The following is a 15,784-nucleotide window of genomic DNA, read 5'->3' as shown; positions in this document are numbered from 1 at the left end:
GCGACCAGCGCGAAATGAGGGAGTCCATCTCATGTCATATCGTCCCATGAAGACCGCATTGGCCCTGGCCGTGGCATCGCTTGCCGTTACCGCCCAGGCCCAGCAACTCCAGCTGGAGGAGGTAATTGTTACCGCGCAAAAGCGTGTGGAAAGCCTACAGGACGTACCGATCTCGGTGAGCGCCGTCAGCGGCGAGAAAATGCAGGACGCCCAGATCACCAACCTGGAGGGTCTCACCACCTTCGTGCCCAACTTTTCCATGAACCAGAGCGGCATCTCCAACAACATCACCATTCGCGGGGTGAGTTCGGGTATCAACCCGGGTTTCGAGCAATCCACGGGCATGTATGTCGACGGTATCTACTACGGCAGGGGCCAGCTTTCGCGCCTGCCGCTGTTCGACATGGAGCGTATCGAGGTGTTGCGTGGCCCACAGCCGATCCTGTTTGGCAAGAACAGTATCGCCGGCGCGGTGAGCATGATCACCGCCAAGCCCAGCGATGAGTTCGAGGGGCAGGTCACGGCGCTGTACGAGTTCGAGGAAAAGCAGCAGGATTACCGCGTGGTGCTCTCCGGGCCGCTGACCGATACGCTCTCCGGGCGGGTTGCCATCATGTACCGTGACCAGGACGGTTCCTTCACCAACGTCAATACCGGCGACGACGAGAAACAGGAGGAAGAGACCGTGTTCCGCGGCGCGTTGCGCTGGACACCCACCGACCTGCTGGAAATCGATCTCAAGTACGAACACGCCGAATTCGACGATGTGGGGCGCAATGTGGAGTTGACCCAGAGTATCGTGCGCGACGATCTGGTCGGCACCGGCGCCGGTATCGACTATGTCACCGCGCTGGACAACTTTGTCGGCCTGGCCAACAACGTGCTGATGCTCGATCCGCCGGTGGATTACGCGGGCGAGGACGGGCGCTTGAATCGCAGGCGTGGTGGCAATGGTGACTTCCACAACAATACGGTCGACGTCGGCGTGCTCGGCATCAACTACGCCCTGGGCGACTATACCCTGACCTCCACCACCGGTTACCTCGAATATGAATTCGACCAGGACTGCGACTGTGATTTCACCGGCGCCTCGGTGTTCAACGCCTTGCAGGACGAGTCCTTCGAGCAGTTCAGCCAGGAACTGCGCATCACCTCTCCGGGCGGAGAGACCGTGGACTATATCGCCGGCGTGTTCTACCAGAGCAGTGAACTGGAGTTCGAGGACTCCATCAATGTGCCCACCAACAGTCTGTTGCGCCTGTTGAATCCCAATTTCAGCGGCATCAGCACCCGGCGCTTCGCCAACCAGGAAAGCGACATGTGGGCGGTGTTCGCCCAGGCCACGTGGAACGTCAGCGACCAGTTGCGCCTGGTGTTCGGCGCCCGCTACACCGAGGAGGACAAGGAAGCCAGCAAGCAGCAGGTGCACTTTGCCGGCGGCACCGCCTTCCCGGCGACGGACCCCGGCGGCGCGCTGCCCAATGTGTTCTATGGCCTCAACCCGCTGTTCGGTGCTTTTGCGATCGAGCCCTACGACGAGATCCAGGGTGATCGGCAGGAGGAGGCCTTTACCCCGTTGTTTACGGTGCAGTGGGACGCCACCGACTGGGCCATGGTGTACGCCACCTATACCGAGGGCTTCAAGGCGGGGGGCTTCGATATCCGCTCCAACGGCCACCCGGATCCCGCGCTGGTCAACGCCTGTACCCTCGATACCAGCGCCACGCCGCCCAGTTGCGCCCGGGATATTGTCGGGGTCTTCGAATTCGACGAGGAGGAGGCCGAGAGTATCGAGATCGGCGCCAAGATGGGCCTGAGCGCGGCGGCGGAACTCAACGTGGCGGCCTTCTACACCGAGTATACCAACCTGCAGACCAGCCAGTTCGACGGCATTCTGGGCTTCAATGTGACCAACGCGGGGGAGGCCGAGATCAAGGGGGTCGAACTCGATGGACGCTGGCTCGCGGCGGAGGGCCTGACCCTCTCGGGTTCGGTGGCCTGGCTGGATTTCGAGTACACCGACTTCCCCAATAACCAGTGCTATTTCGGCCAGCAGGTGCTGGATCCGGGTGCGGTGCAGCCCAACGGGGTGACCTGCGACGCCACCGGCAAGCGCAAGGAGTATACGCCGGAGTACAGTGGCAGCCTGACCGCCGACTATGTGTTCCCCCTGGGCGACAGCCTGGAGCTGCGCACCACCGTGGATCTGGTGTTCAGCGACGATTACCTGTTCAACCCCACCCTCGATCCGCGCAGTGAGCAGGACGCCTACACGGAGTGGAACCTGCGGGTGTCGCTGGGCAACGTCGCGGGCGACTGGGAAGTGGCCTTCCTGGGCAAGAACCTGAGCGACGAGGACGTGGTGACCTACGGCGGCGAGGCGCCGCTGGCGGGCGCCCTGACCGGCGGCACCGGCATGGCCTACTACAGCTTCCTGGACCGGCCGCGAACCCTGGCTCTACAAGCGCTCTATCGCTTTTAACAAACAGGGACGGATACCTATTTATGGGTGTTGGTTTGGTGCCTCCCCCAATTTAGGTATCCGACCCCTATTCGGGGGGGGCGCCGCTTGTGTCCGGTTTGGTGGGGCTTTCTTGGCCCGTGTTCGCGGGTGGCGGCGCCGATAGCAGCACGGCCACCCAGGTCGCGCCGGGGCTGCGTTCGGCGATGAACCGGAGCACCATGGTCAGGGGCACCGACAGCAGCGTGCCGACAGGGCCAAACATCCAGCCCCAGAAAATCAGCGACAGAAATACCGCCAGCGTGGACAGCCCCATGCGGTGCCCCATCCAGGCGGGCTCGATGATGTTGCCGACCACGGTGTTGACCGAGACGTACAGCAGCACCAGTAACAGGGTGAGCGTGGGGTCGAGCTCCAGCAGTGACAGCGCGACCACCGGAATTGCCGCGATGATGGAGCCGATCACCGGAATAAAGTTCAGCAAAAAGGCGAGCAGTGTCCACAAGCTGATGAAGCGCACGTCGAGCAGATAGAGGCCCGCGCCGATCAGCATCGCGGTCAGCAGGCTCACCAGGGCCTTGGCGACGAAGTACTCGTTCATTTGTCGCACCAGCTCCTGCAGGGTGGCGAGAATCTCCTGGTGCCGGCCCGGTCGGCTGAGCTGGAGTTTGCGCGGGAAACTGCCGGCGTCCACCAGCAGGAAAGCGACGGTCAGCAGAATGATAAAAACATTGCTGAAGGTGTCGCCGACGCCGCCGACGAAGCCGCCAAAGAAGGCCACCGCCCGGCCGGGATTGAACGCGGTTTGCAGGGCGTTTTCATTGACCTCGACGCCGTGGGCGGCGAGCCACTGGGTGACGCTGTCGAGCAGCGACAGGAACTGCTGCTGATACTGGGGCAGGGCCTCGCGAAACTCCGCCAGGGAGCTGCCCACCATCAGGAAGGGGGCGGCGAGCAGAGCCACCACCAGGGCGATCACGCCCGACACCGCCAGCCAGTGGGGCCAGCCGCGTTCGTATAGGTGGTTGACGGACGATCCGCAGACGATGGCCAGGAACAGCGACAGCAGGAAAGGCACCAACAGGGGCGAGGCGTAGCGCGCCCCCACGATTATCACCGCCAGTGCCGCGATGCTGACGAGGGTGTCCCTGAGATCTGTCATTGCTGTCGTACCACCCGTTCGCGGACCTTGCCGAAGGTGACCAGCATAGCACCCGCGGCGGTCTTTGCGGTGACAACGGCCGGTACAACTAGCCGGTACAACTAATAGCGCCGTGGCGGTTTTTCCCGGGCGCGGGTGTGTCGGCAGGGCGGCGGCGGGGCTAGACTGCCCGGCGTCACTGACACGAGAGAGGAGCACGCTATGCAGCGCTTTACAGACAGGGTGGCCTTCGTGACCGGCGCCGCCTCGGGCATCGGCCTGGCCACCGTCCGCCGCCTGAGCGAGGAGGGCGCCCGGATCTACGCCTGTGATATCAATGCGCAGGCCCTGGAGCGCGAGGCCGCCGCGCTGGCCGCTGGCGGGGCGACCATCGCGACCCGGGTGCTGGACGTGACCGACGACGAGGGCTGCGCGGCCGCCATCGCCGACTGCGCGGCCCGTTTCGGGCAGCTCGATATCCTGTGCAACGTCGCCGGCATGGTGTGCACCACCCATTTCGCGGAGCTGACGCCCGAGCGCTGGCGGCGGGTAATGGATGTCAATGCCAACGCGGTGTTTGTGCTCAGCCTCGCGGCCATTCCCCACCTGCTGGAAAGCGGCGGCAACATCGTCAATATCGCCTCCACCGCGGCCATTGCCGGCCTGCCCTACAACGCCGCCTACTGCGCCAGCAAGGCGGCGGTGTTGCAACTGTCCAAGGCCATGGCCGCCGAATACGCCGCCCGCGGGGTGCGGGTGAACGCGGTGTGTCCCGGCGGCGTGAACACGCCGCTGGTACAGGACGCGCAGGCGCCGGAGGGCGCCGACATGGCGTTGTTCCAGCGTATGTTCCCGTTGACACCAGCGATGGCGGAGCCGGAGGAAATCGCCACCGCGGTGGCCTACCTCGCCTCTGGCGACGCGCGTTTCGTCACCGGCACCGCGCTGGTGATCGACGGCGGCCAGACCGCCATCTGAACCGTCGAGCCGGCCAGCGGCGCGCGCTCAGGCCGCCGCCGCCCCGGCCGACAATTCCGCCAGCAGGCTTTCGCGCAGGGCGCCCGGCTCCCGCTGGCGCTTGATACGCTCGAACAGCAGCGCCCCCTGGGGATAGTAGCAGCGCAGGTAGACCAGCCACTGTTTCAGGGGGTTGCCGACGCAGTGAGTGTCGTAGTGCGCGAGGGTGAGATCGAAAAATTCCAGCAGTAGCGGCACGATGTCGGTCCAGGCCAGGGGCTGCGGCGCCGCGTCGCCGCCGGCCACCAGGCGCGGCAGGTCCGGCCGGCACAGGGCGCCGCGCCCCAGCATCAGGTCGCTGCAACCGCTGATCGCGCGGCAGCGCGCGGCGTCCTCCAGGCTCCAGATTTCACCGTTGGCGATCACCGGAATGGACAGGCTCTGCCGGGCCCTGGCGATCTCCTCCCAGTAGGCCGGCGGTCGATAGCCCTGGCGCTTGGTGCGGGCGTGGATGGTCAGCTCGCTGGCGCCGGCCGCGGCGATGGCCTGCACGTTGTCTTCAAAGAGGGAGGCGTCCTCGTAGCCCAGGCGGATTTTTACCGTCACCGGTATCGCGCCGGGTACCGCCGAGCGCACCGCTGCGACGATGCCGTGGACCCGTTGCGGCTCGCGCAGGATGATCGAGCCGCCGTCGGAGCGGTTCACGGTCTTCGCCGGGCAGCCGAAGTTGAGGTCGATGCCGGGGGCGCCCAGCTCCGCCGCGCGGGCGGCGTTGTCCGCCATCGGTGCTGGCTGGCCTCCCAGTAGCTGGAGGTAGACGGGTACGCCGTGGGCGGTGCGCCCGCCGTTGTCCAGCTCCGGGCACAGGCGGCGGAAGACCCGCGGTGGCAGCAGGCGGTCATTGATCCGCAGGAATTCGGTCACGCAGCGGTCCAGGCCGCCCAGTGAGGTGAGCAGCGCTCGCATGGTGTGGTCGACGACCCCCTCCATGGGGGCGAGCATCAGTCGCATGGCGTGTTTCGGGACCGTGATGGGATCGGGGCGGGGATTATACGTTGCCCCGGCTGTGGCCGGGAACCGTTTCACGGGGCGTACCCATCGGTGTCTTCATTGGCACAGGGGGCGCTTCCCGGTTTAAGATACGCGACTCGAATTTATACCGCCGGGAGGCGCAATGCAGGCAGGAATCATTGATCAGGGCGTCGAGCTCATGCTGTACGGCATGGGCACGGTGGTGGTATTCCTGGGCCTGCTGGTGCTGGCTACCACGCTCATGTCGCGCTTTGTCGGCCGCTATTTCCCCGAGGCTGAGCCCGAGCCGTCCCGGGCCGCGCCACCGCCCCCCGCCGCGCGTGCGGACGATCCGCAGTTGTTGGCGGTGATCGGCGCCGCAATCCACCGCTATCGCTCCCGGCGCTGATGGCCGGCTGCCGCCGGGACTGTACAGCGACTCCAATATAGAGGCTACCTCCATGGAACAATCCAACCGTCCACTGGGTATTACCGATGTGGTGCTGCGCGACGCCCACCAGTCGCTGTTCGCCACCCGCATGCGCCTGGACGACATGCTGCCAATCGCCGCGGAGCTCGACGCCGTGGGCTTCTGGTCCCTGGAGTCCTGGGGCGGGGCCACCTTCGACGCCTGTATCCGCTACCTGGGGGAGGACCCCTGGGAGCGCATCCGCGAGCTCAAGAAGGCCATGCCCAACACCCCCCAGCAGATGCTGTTTCGGGGGCAGAATATCCTCGGCTACCGCCACTATGCCGACGACGTGGTGGAAAAATTCGTGGAGCGTGCGGCCCACAACGGCGTCGACGTGTTCCGCGTGTTCGACGCCATGAACGACATGCGCAATATCGAGGTGGCGCTGAAGGCGGTCCGGCAGGTGGGCAAGCACGCCCAGGGCACCATCTCCTACACCCTGAGCCCGGTGCACGACATCGACGGCTGGGTGGAGCAGGGCAAGCGCATCGAGGACATGGGCGCCGATTCCATTGCGATCAAGGACATGGCGGGCCTGCTGCGGCCCTACACCGGCTACGAGCTGGTCAAGCGGCTCAAGCAGAGCTGCGACATCCCCATTCACATGCAGTGCCACGCCACCACCGGCCTGTCCACGGCCACCATCCTCAAGTGCGTGGAGGCGGGTATCGACAATGTCGACACTTCCATCTCCTCGATGTCGATGACCTACGGTCACTCGCCCACCGAGAGCGTGGTGGCCATGTTGCAGGGCACCGGGCGCGACACCGGCCTGGACATCGAAAAGCTGGAATCCATCGCCGCCTATTTCCGCCAGGTGCGCAAAAAGTACGCGAAATTCGAGGGCTCCCTGCGCGGCGTGGACTCGCGCATCCTGGTGGCCCAGGTGCCCGGGGGCATGCTCACCAACATGGAAAACCAGCTGCGCGAACAGGGCGCGGCGGACCGCCTGGACGAGGTGCTGGAGGAGATTCCCCGGGTGCGCGAGGACCTGGGCTACATTCCACTGGTTACGCCCACCTCCCAGATCGTGGGCACCCAGGCGGTGCTCAATGTACTCACCGGGGAGCGCTACAAATCCATTTCCCGGGAGACCGCGGGTGTCCTCAAGGGCGAATACGGCGCCACTCCCGCGGCGGTGAATGTCGCCCTCCAGCAGCGCGTGCTGGAGGGGGCCGAGCCAATTACCTGCCGCCCGGCGGACCTGCTCGACCCGGAACTCGACAAGCTGACCGAGGAATTGCGCAGCCTGGCGCGTGAGAAGAGTGTCGCCCTCACCGACGGCGAGGGCGAGGTGGACGATGTGCTCACCTACGCCCTGTTCCCCCAGGTGGGGCTGAAGTTCCTGGAAAACCGCGGCAACCCCGAGGCCTTCGAGCCGGTCCCCGGCACCGAGCCCGAAACCCCGGCGGCTCCCGCGCCCGCCGCCGCAAGTGCTGGCGGGCCGGAAGTCTACACCGTCACCGTCAATGGCCAGAGCTATGTGGTCGAGGTGGCCGAGGGTGGCGAGGTCTCGTCGGTGCAGGGCGCGGCCGCGGCGCCGGCTCCCGTGGCCAGTGCGCCGGCGCCCACCGGCGGCGGCGAGCCCTTGTCGTCGCCCCTGGCGGGCAATATCGTGCGCGTCAATGTCGCCGTGGGCGACCGGGTATCCGCGGGCGACGTGGTGCTGGTGCTCGAGGCGATGAAAATGGAGACCGAGGTGCGTGCGCCGCGCGACGGCGCGGTGACCGAGGTGTCGGTGAAGACGGGCGACGCGGTGAAGACGGGCGACACCCTGGTGAAACTGGGATAGGCCCGCATGGACAACTTGCTAACACTCTGGCACGCCTCCGGGCTGGTGCAGATGGCGCCCGGGCAGGGCGTCATGATTCTGGTCGGATTGCTGTTGTTGTTCCTGGCGGTGCGCAAGGGGTTCGAGCCGCTGCTGCTGGTGCCCATCGGCTTCGGCGGTATCCTGGCCAATATTCCCGGCGCCGGCCTGGCTTATCCGGCGGTGGAAAACGCCCTGTTGCAGGGCGGTCCGGCCCTGCTCGGCGAGATCGCCGCCCAGCTCGGTGTCGGCGCCGACGGCGGCGTCAAGGCGCTGATGGCGGCCTATGAATCGGCCGGCCCGACCACCCAGCTGGTGGTGGACAGGCTGGCCGCCGGCGCGGGCTACAGCGACGGCATGCTGTACAACTTCTACACCGTGGCCATCGCCAGCGGCGTGGCGCCACTGGTGATTTTCATGGGGGTGGGGGCGATGACCGACTTCGGCCCGCTACTGGCCAACCCCAAGACCCTGTTCCTGGGGGCCGCCGCCCAGTTCGGCATCTTCGCCACCGTCCTCGGGGCGGTGGGGCTCACCGCCGTGGGATTGATGGACTTCAGTATCGCCGACGCCGCCGCCATCGGCATCATCGGCGGCGCCGACGGCCCCACCGCCATCTATGTATCCAGTGTGCTGGCGCCGGATTTGCTGGGGGCGATCGCGGTGGCGGCCTACTCCTACATGGCGCTGGTGCCGATGATCCAGCCGCCGATCATGCGCGCGCTGACCACCAAGGCCGAGCGGGCCATCGAGATGACCCAGCTGCGCCACGTATCGCGCCGGGAAAAGATCACCTTCCCCCTGGTGCTGCTGATCCTGGTGGCGCTGCTGCTACCGGATGCCGCGCCGCTGCTGGGCATGTTCTGCTTCGGCAACCTGATGAAGGAGTGCGGCGTGGTCGATCGACTGTCCGACACCGTGCAGAACTCGCTGATCAATATCACCACCATTTTCCTCGGCCTGTCGGTGGGCTCCAAGCTGGTGGCCGACAAGTTCCTGGACACCAGCACCCTGGGTATCCTCGCCCTGGGTATCGTCGCCTTCGCCATTGGCACCGCCTGCGGCGTGCTGATGGCGAAACTGATGAACAAGCTGGGCAGCGTGCCCCTGAACCCGCTGATCGGCTCCGCCGGGGTGTCCGCGGTGCCGATGGCGGCGCGGGTCTCCAACCGCGTCGGCCTGGAAGCCAACCCCCACAACTTCCTGTTGATGCATGCCATGGGGCCTAACGTGGCCGGGGTCATCGGCTCGGCGGTGGCCGCCGGGGTCATGATCAGCCTGGTGGGGGGGTAGTCTGTTCCGCGTGGCCGAATGAATTCGGTCCTAAAGGGGAGGGCGGCTCGTGTGGCCGAATGAATTCGGTCCTAAAGGGGAGGGCGGCTCGCGTGGCCGAATGAATTCGGCCCTACAGGGGGGGGTGGCTCGCGTGGCCGAATGAATTCGGCCCTACAGGTGAGGGGCTCCCCCCTGTAGGGTCGAATTCATTCGACCAATTCCCACCTCACCCCATCGTTACCGCCTACGCGAATTGGTGCCGGCAAAATTAATTTTGTACACTGTGCGCCCATTTCCAGTCTGCCGGGCCCAGTAGCGAATGAACCCCAATTACCTTGATTTTGAACAGCCTATCGCCGAGCTTGAGGTCAAGATCGAAGAGCTCCAGCATGTAGGCTCCGACGCCGACATCAACATCGGCGAGGAAATCGAGCGCCTGCGGGAGAAAAGCACCAAGCTCACCGAGAAAATCTACAGCAACCTCAGCGCCTGGGATATCGTCAAGGTGGCCCGCCACCCCCTGCGGCCGTATTCCCTCGACTACATCCCGCGTATTTTCACCGAGTTCGACGAGCTGCACGGCGACCGCCGCTTCGGCGACGACAGCGCCATCGTCGGTGGCGTGGCGCGCCTGGAAGGGCGGCCGGTGATGGTGATCGGCCAGGAGAAGGGCCGCGCGGTCAAGGACAAGGTCATGCGCAATTTCGGCATGCCCAAGCCCGAGGGCTACCGCAAGGCGCTGCGCCTGATGGAGATGGCCGAGCGCTTCAAGATGCCCGTTGTTACCCTGATTGACACCCCGGGGGCCTACCCGGGGATCGACTCGGAGGAGCGGGGCATCAGCGAGGCCATCGCCCAGAACCTGGCGGTGATGTCCCGCCTCGCCACGCCGGTGCTGTGCGTGGTGATCGGCGAGGGCAGCTCCGGCGGGGCGTTGGGGATCGGCGTCGGCGACAACCTGGCGATGCTCCAGTACGCCACCTACTTCGTGATTTCGCCCGAGGGCTGCGCCAATATTATCTGGAAGAGCACCGATCACGCCCCGGACGCCGCCCAGGCCATGGGGGTTACCTCCAGCGTGTTGCAGGAGCTGGGCATCGTCGACGCCACCATCGAGGAGCCGCTCGGCGGCGCCCACCGCGATGTCGACCAGATGGCCGAGCGCATCAGGCAGCACCTGGTCACCGAACTGGCCCGCCTCGACGGGCTGCCCCTGGAGGACATGCTCGAGAAGCGCTACCAGCGCTTGATGTCCTACGGGAACTAGCTTCCCCGGGGCGCCCCGGCCCATGAACAGCTCCTTGCTCACCGCCGGTGCCCTGCTGCCGCCGCTGGCCGGGCTGGCCGCCGCGCCGCGCTGGTGGGTGGCCCTCAGCGGCGGCCTCGACTCCACAGTACTGTTGCACCTGCTGGTCGCGGCGCGGGGGATTGACCCCGGCCTGCCGCCCCTCGCGGCGTTGCATATCAACCACCAGCTGCAGGACGCGGCCGACGACTGGCAGCAACACTGCCGGCAGTTGTGCCGCGAGCTGGGGGTCCCCCTGCACTGCGAAACGGTGGCCGTCGAACCGGGCGGCAAGGGCCTGGAGGCGGCCGCGCGCGACGCGCGCCACGCGGCGTTCGAGCGAGCGCTGGGCGCCGGCGAGGTGCTGTTCACCGCCCATCACCGCGACGACCAGGTGGAAACGTTTTTCCTGCGCCTGTTGCGCGGTGCCGGCGTGGACGGCCTGGGCGCGATGGCCGCGACCCGCCCCCTGGGGGCGGGAAGCCTGTACCGGCCCCTGTTGGAGTGGCCCCGGGACGCCCTGGAAGACTACGCCCGCCGCCACGGCCTGCGCCATGTGGAGGACCCCTCCAACGCCGATACCGACCTCGATCGCAACTTCCTTCGCAGCCAGGTGCTGCCACTGCTGGCCGGGCGCTGGCCCGGCTATCGCGATACCGTGAGCCGCGCCGCCGCGCACCTGCGGGAAGCGTCGGCGCAACTGCGGGCGCTGACTCCCGAGGTGCCCGCCCGTCGCAACGCGATGGGCGATCGCGGCCTCGATCTCGCGACACTGCTGGCGCTGCCGCCGGCGCTGGCGGGCCGGGTACTCAGGGATTGGCTGGCGGAGCTGGGGGCGGCGATGGCGCCGGACCAGGCGGCGTTGATGGAGTTCCTGCGCCAGCTGGCGCAGGCGGGGGAGGGCGGATGCCCCCGTTTCGATGCCGGCGGGCTGTCCCTGCAGCGCTACCGCGACGGGGTCTATGTGCTGCCGGAGTTCGCGGACCGGGCGCCGCCCGCGGGCCTGGTCCTGGTTCCCGGCGAGACCCTGGCGGTGGCCGGCGCGGGCGCCCTCGGCCTGGTGCCGTCCTCCGGCGTCGGGCTCGACCTGGGGCCGGGCGAGGCGTTGAGCGTGCGCTGGCGCGCCGGGGGCGAGCGCTGTCGACCGCTGGGCCGCACCGGCAGCCGCGGCCTCAAGAAGCTGTTGCAGGAGGCCGGGGTGCCCCCCTGGTGGCGCGACCGCGTGCCGCTGCTCTACCTCGGCGGGGAATTGCTGGCGGTGGGCGACCTGTGGCTCTGCGAGTCTTCTCGCCTGGTTCGCGGCGGTGGCGCCTGGCAAGTGCGCTGGCAGCGAAATACTCCCGGCTCCCGCGATTGAGCGCGGGGGCGTCTTCTGCTAATCTGGCTTCCCATCTTTTTGCAGTACTCGCGCTTCGTTTGCCGGCCCCCTGGCAGCGTCCAGCGCGGGTTTTGTGTGTCCGAATTTACAGCGTACAGATAGGCTTTTCATGACGCGATATGTCTTCGTCACCGGTGGTGTGGTTTCGTCTCTTGGCAAGGGGATCGCCGCCGCGTCCCTGGCAGCGGTACTGGAGGCTCGCGGCCTGAAAGTGACCCTGCTCAAACTCGACCCCTACATCAATGTCGATCCCGGCACCATGAGTCCCTTCCAGCACGGCGAGGTGTTCGTCACCGAGGACGGCGCCGAGACCGACCTGGACCTGGGTCACTACGAGCGCTTCACCCACGCCACCATGCGCCGCAGCAACAACTTCACCACCGGCCGGGTGTACAACGCGGTGCTGCGCAAGGAGCGCCGCGGCGATTACCTCGGCGGTACGGTACAGGTGATTCCCCACATCACCGACGAGATCAAGCGCCGGGTGATCCTGGGGGCGGGCGACGCCGACGTGGCGGTGGTGGAAATCGGCGGCACCGTGGGCGATATCGAGAGCCAGCCCTTCCTGGAAGCCATCCGCCAGTTGCGCATCGAGGTCGGCGCCAGCCGCGCCCTGCTGATGCACCTCACCCTGGTGCCCTACATCGCCACCGCCGGCGAGACGAAGACCAAGCCCACCCAGCACTCGGTGAAGGAGCTGCGCTCCATCGGCCTGCAACCGGACATCCTGCTGTGCCGCAGCTCGGTGGATATCGACGACAGCGCGCGCAAGAAAATCGCCCTGTTCACCAATGTCGAGGAGCGGGCGGTCATCTCCCTGCCCGACGCCGATTCCATTTACCGTATTCCCGGTATTCTGCACCAGGCCGGGCTCGACAATATCGTGGTGGAGCGCTTCAACCTGAAGTGCGAGCCCGCCGACCTGTCCGAGTGGGACGAGGTGCTGCGCCGGGAGTTTTCCGATACCCGGGGCAAGGTGCGCGTCGCCATGGTCGGCAAGTACATGGACCTGCTGGACGCCTACAAGTCGCTCAACGAGGCCCTCCAGCACGCCGGCTTGCAGACCCTGGCGGAAGTGGAAGTGGACTACATCGACGCCGAGGACATCGAGCGCGACGGCACCGGCGTGCTGGAGGCGGCGGACGCCATCCTGGTGCCGGGCGGCTTTGGCGATCGCGGGGTGGAGGGCAAGATTACCGCGGTGCGCTACGCCCGGGAGCACAAGGTGCCTTTCCTGGGCATCTGCCTGGGCATGCACGTGGCCCTGATCGAGTACGCGCGCAACGTGTGCCACCTCGAAGGCGCCCACTCCACCGAGATGGAGCCGACCACGCCGCACCCCATCGTCGGCCTGATTACCGAGTGGCAGAACGTGGACGGCACCCTGGAGACCCGGGATGAAAACTCCGATCTCGGTGGCACCATGCGCCTGGGCGCCCAGGAGTGCCACCTGGAGCCGGGCTCGAAGGTGCGCGACATCTACGGCAAGGACTCGGTGAAGGAGCGCCACCGCCACCGCTACGAGATCAACAACAACTACGTCGACCAGCTGGTCCAGGCCGGCGTGCGCATCGCCGGCTGGTCCGCCGACCGCTCCCTGGTGGAGATGATCGAGCTGCCGGACCACCCCTGGTTCGTGGCCTGCCAGTTCCACCCGGAATTCACCTCGCGACCCCGTGGCGGCCACCCGCTGTTTACCAGTTTTGTCGAGGCGGCCCTCGAGCACGCCGCGGCACACACCGACAACGGCGCCTGAAGCGCGACTGTCGCCACAGATACGGGAGGAGCACGGCCGTGACCATGCAGACCCTTGCGGTGGGGAATATCACCATCGCCAATCATGCCCCCTTTGTCCTGTTGGGGGGCATCAACGTGCTGGAGAGTCGCGATCTGGCTCTCACCGCGGCGGAACACTATGTGGAGGTTTGCCGGCGCCTGGGCATCCCCTACGTGTTCAAGGCCTCCTTCGACAAGGCCAACCGCTCCTCGATTCACTCCTTCCGCGGCCCCGGCCTGGAGGACGGGCTGCGTATCATGGAGGCGGTGAAAACCACCTTCGGGGTGCCGGTCATTACCGATGTGCACACCCCCGAGCAGGCGGCCCCCGCCGCCGAGGTCTGCGACATCATCCAGTTGCCGGCCTTCCTGGCCCGCCAGACCGACCTGGTGGAGGCGATGGCCGTCACCGGCGCGCCGGTCAACATCAAGAAACCCCAGTTCCTGTCCCCCTCGCAGATGGCCAACGTGGCGGAAAAATTCCGCGAGTGCGGCAATAACCAGCTCATGCTCTGCGAGCGCGGCAGCAACTTCGGCTACGACAACCTGGTGGTGGACATGCTGGGCTTCGGTGTCATGAAGCAGGCCTGCGGCAACGTGCCCCTGGTGTTCGACGTGACCCACGCCCTGCAGTGCCGCGACCCCATGGGCGCCGCCTCGGGCGGGCGCCGCGGCCAGGTGCTGGAGCTGGCTCGGGCGGGTATGGCCACCGGCCTCGCGGGGCTGTTCCTGGAGGCTCACCCGGACCCCGACAAGGCCCTTTGCGACGGCCCCAGCGCGCTGCCGCTGGACAAGCTCGAGCCCTTCCTGGCCCAGGTCAAGGCGGTGGACGATCTGGTCAAGAGCCTGCCCGAACTGACAATCGACTAGTGTTTTCACACAAGCATTTCCGCACAAGAGTTTCCGAACACAGGGAGTACCCACATGAGTAAAATCGCCAACATTCAGGCCTTCGAGGTCATGGATTCCCGCGGCAACCCCACGGTGATGGCCGAGGTGAGCCTGGAGTCCGGCGTGGTCGGCACCGCCTGCGCGCCCTCCGGCGCCTCCACCGGCTCCCGCGAGGCCCTGGAGCTGCGCGATGGCGACCCGGCGCGCTATCTCGGCAAGGGCGTGCTCAAGGCGGTGGCCAACGTCAACGGCCCCATTCGCGACCTGCTGCTGGGCCGCGACGCCACCGCCCAGCGCGAGCTGGACGCGGCGATGATCGAGGCCGACGGTACCGACAACAAGGCCAATTTTGGCGCCAACGCCATCCTGGCGGTGTCCCTGGCGGCGGCCAAGGCGGCGGCCCAGGCCAAGGGTGTGCCCCTGTACCGGCACATCGCCGACATCAACGGCAGCAGTGCGTTCAGCATGCCGGTGCCGATGATGAACATCCTCAACGGCGGCGAGCACGCCGACAACAACGTCGACATCCAGGAGTTCATGGTGCAGCCGGTGGCGGCACCCAGCTTCGCCGAGGCCCTGCGCGCCGGTGCCGAGATCTTCCACCAGCTCAAGAAAGTCCTCGCCGGTCGCGGCCTGAGCACCGCGGTGGGTGACGAGGGCGGCTTCGCCCCCAACCTGCCCTCCAACGAGGCGGCCCTGGAAGCCATCGCCGAGGCGGTGGGCAAGGCCGGCTACACCCTCGGCAGCGACATCACCCTGGCCCTGGACTGCGCGGCTTCCGAATTCTACCGCGACGGCGTTTACGACCTGGCCGGCGAGGGCAAGCGCTTCTCCAGCGCCGAGTTCACCGACTACCTGGCGGACCTGGCGAACAGCCACCCGATCATCTCTATCGAGGACGGGCTGGACGAGTCCGACTGGGACGGCTGGAAGCTGCTCACCGACAAGATCGGCGACAAGGTACAGCTGGTGGGCGACGATCTGTTTGTCACCAACACCGCCATCCTCAAGCAGGGCATTGAGCGCGGCGTGGGCAACTCGATCCTGATCAAGTTCAACCAGATCGGCAGCCTGAGCGAGACCCTGGACGCCATCGCGATGGCCAAGGAGGCGGGCTATACCGCAGTGATCTCCCACCGCTCCGGCGAGACCGAGGACACCACCATCGCCGACCTGGCGGTGGCCACCGCCGCCGGCCAGATCAAGACCGGCTCCCTGTGCCGTTCCGACCGGGTCGCCAAGTACAACCGCCTGCTGCGCATCGAGGCGGAGCTGGGCGCGGCGGCGCCCTACCGCGGCATGGCCGAATTCAAGCGCTAGGAGGCCG

Annotated in this window: 12 protein-coding genes; 10 read left to right on the top strand and 2 right to left on the bottom strand. The window is 66.6% G+C overall.

Going from position 1 to position 15,784, the window contains the following annotated elements:
- Positions 1-31 precede the first annotated feature (31 nt).
- Positions 32-2,482, top strand: coding sequence for a TonB-dependent receptor (locus JYP50_RS09250; protein WP_206560223.1), 2,451 nt, complete (start codon positions 32-34; stop codon positions 2,480-2,482).
- A 67-nt stretch (positions 2,483-2,549) separates the two neighbouring features.
- Here JYP50_RS09250 and JYP50_RS09245 read toward each other — a convergent pair whose 3' ends face one another.
- Positions 2,550-3,623, bottom strand: coding sequence for an AI-2E family transporter (locus tag JYP50_RS09245; RefSeq protein ID WP_206560222.1), 1,074 nt, complete (start codon positions 3,621-3,623; stop codon positions 2,550-2,552).
- A gap of 201 nt (positions 3,624-3,824) precedes the next feature.
- Between JYP50_RS09245 and JYP50_RS09240 the strand changes: the two genes are divergently transcribed.
- Entirely contained in the window at positions 3,825-4,580 is a 756-nt protein-coding gene (locus JYP50_RS09240) for an SDR family NAD(P)-dependent oxidoreductase (protein WP_206560221.1), read from the top strand.
- 27 nt (positions 4,581-4,607) lie between these two features.
- Here the strand turns inward: JYP50_RS09240 and JYP50_RS09235 are convergent, their stop codons facing one another.
- Positions 4,608-5,570: a tRNA dihydrouridine synthase gene (locus JYP50_RS09235; RefSeq protein WP_206560220.1), complete on the bottom strand. Its 963-nt coding sequence runs from the start codon at positions 5,568-5,570 to the stop codon at positions 4,608-4,610.
- 163 nt (positions 5,571-5,733) lie between these two features.
- Here JYP50_RS09235 and JYP50_RS09230 point away from each other — a divergent pair, with 163 nt between their 5' ends.
- The 8 genes from JYP50_RS09230 to eno all read left to right on the top strand — a co-directional run bounded on the left by JYP50_RS09230 (position 5,734) and on the right by eno (position 15,777).
- Positions 5,734-5,979: an OadG family protein gene (locus JYP50_RS09230; protein ID WP_206560219.1), complete on the top strand. Its 246-nt coding sequence runs from the start codon at positions 5,734-5,736 to the stop codon at positions 5,977-5,979.
- A gap of 52 nt (positions 5,980-6,031) precedes the next feature.
- Positions 6,032-7,834 (top strand): sodium-extruding oxaloacetate decarboxylase subunit alpha, encoded by a 1,803-nt coding sequence (gene oadA / locus JYP50_RS09225; RefSeq protein WP_206560218.1) that lies wholly within the window; start codon positions 6,032-6,034, stop codon positions 7,832-7,834.
- Between the two features lie 6 nt (positions 7,835-7,840).
- Complete coding sequence (locus JYP50_RS09220; RefSeq protein ID WP_206560217.1) at positions 7,841-9,145, top strand: sodium ion-translocating decarboxylase subunit beta; 1,305 nt, start codon at positions 7,841-7,843, stop codon at positions 9,143-9,145.
- A gap of 301 nt (positions 9,146-9,446) precedes the next feature.
- A complete protein-coding gene (gene accA, locus JYP50_RS09215) occupies positions 9,447-10,394 on the top strand; it encodes an acetyl-CoA carboxylase carboxyl transferase subunit alpha (RefSeq protein WP_206560216.1) in 948 nt (315 codons plus the stop codon).
- 22 nt (positions 10,395-10,416) lie between these two features.
- The gene (gene tilS, locus JYP50_RS09210) at positions 10,417-11,769 is read left to right on the top strand and encodes a tRNA lysidine(34) synthetase TilS (protein ID WP_206560215.1); all 1,353 of its coding nucleotides are present in this window, start codon (positions 10,417-10,419) and stop codon (positions 11,767-11,769) included.
- A gap of 130 nt (positions 11,770-11,899) precedes the next feature.
- The gene (locus JYP50_RS09205) at positions 11,900-13,546 is read left to right on the top strand and encodes a CTP synthase (protein ID WP_206560214.1); all 1,647 of its coding nucleotides are present in this window, start codon (positions 11,900-11,902) and stop codon (positions 13,544-13,546) included.
- Positions 13,547-13,590: 44 nt separating this feature from the next.
- Positions 13,591-14,436, top strand: a complete 846-nt coding sequence (gene kdsA / locus JYP50_RS09200) for a 3-deoxy-8-phosphooctulonate synthase (RefSeq protein WP_241263018.1) — start codon at positions 13,591-13,593, stop codon at positions 14,434-14,436.
- Between the two features lie 54 nt (positions 14,437-14,490).
- Positions 14,491-15,777, top strand: a complete 1,287-nt coding sequence (gene eno / locus JYP50_RS09195; protein WP_206560212.1) for a phosphopyruvate hydratase — start codon at positions 14,491-14,493, stop codon at positions 15,775-15,777.
- Positions 15,778-15,784: the final 7 nt, after the last annotated feature.

This window comes from Parahaliea mediterranea, assembly GCF_017255185.1.
GTDB lineage: Bacteria > Pseudomonadota > Gammaproteobacteria > Pseudomonadales > Halieaceae > JAFKCZ01.
The sequence above is the reverse complement of the archived record's forward strand: the minus strand, read 5'-3'. Positions and strand labels throughout refer to the sequence as shown.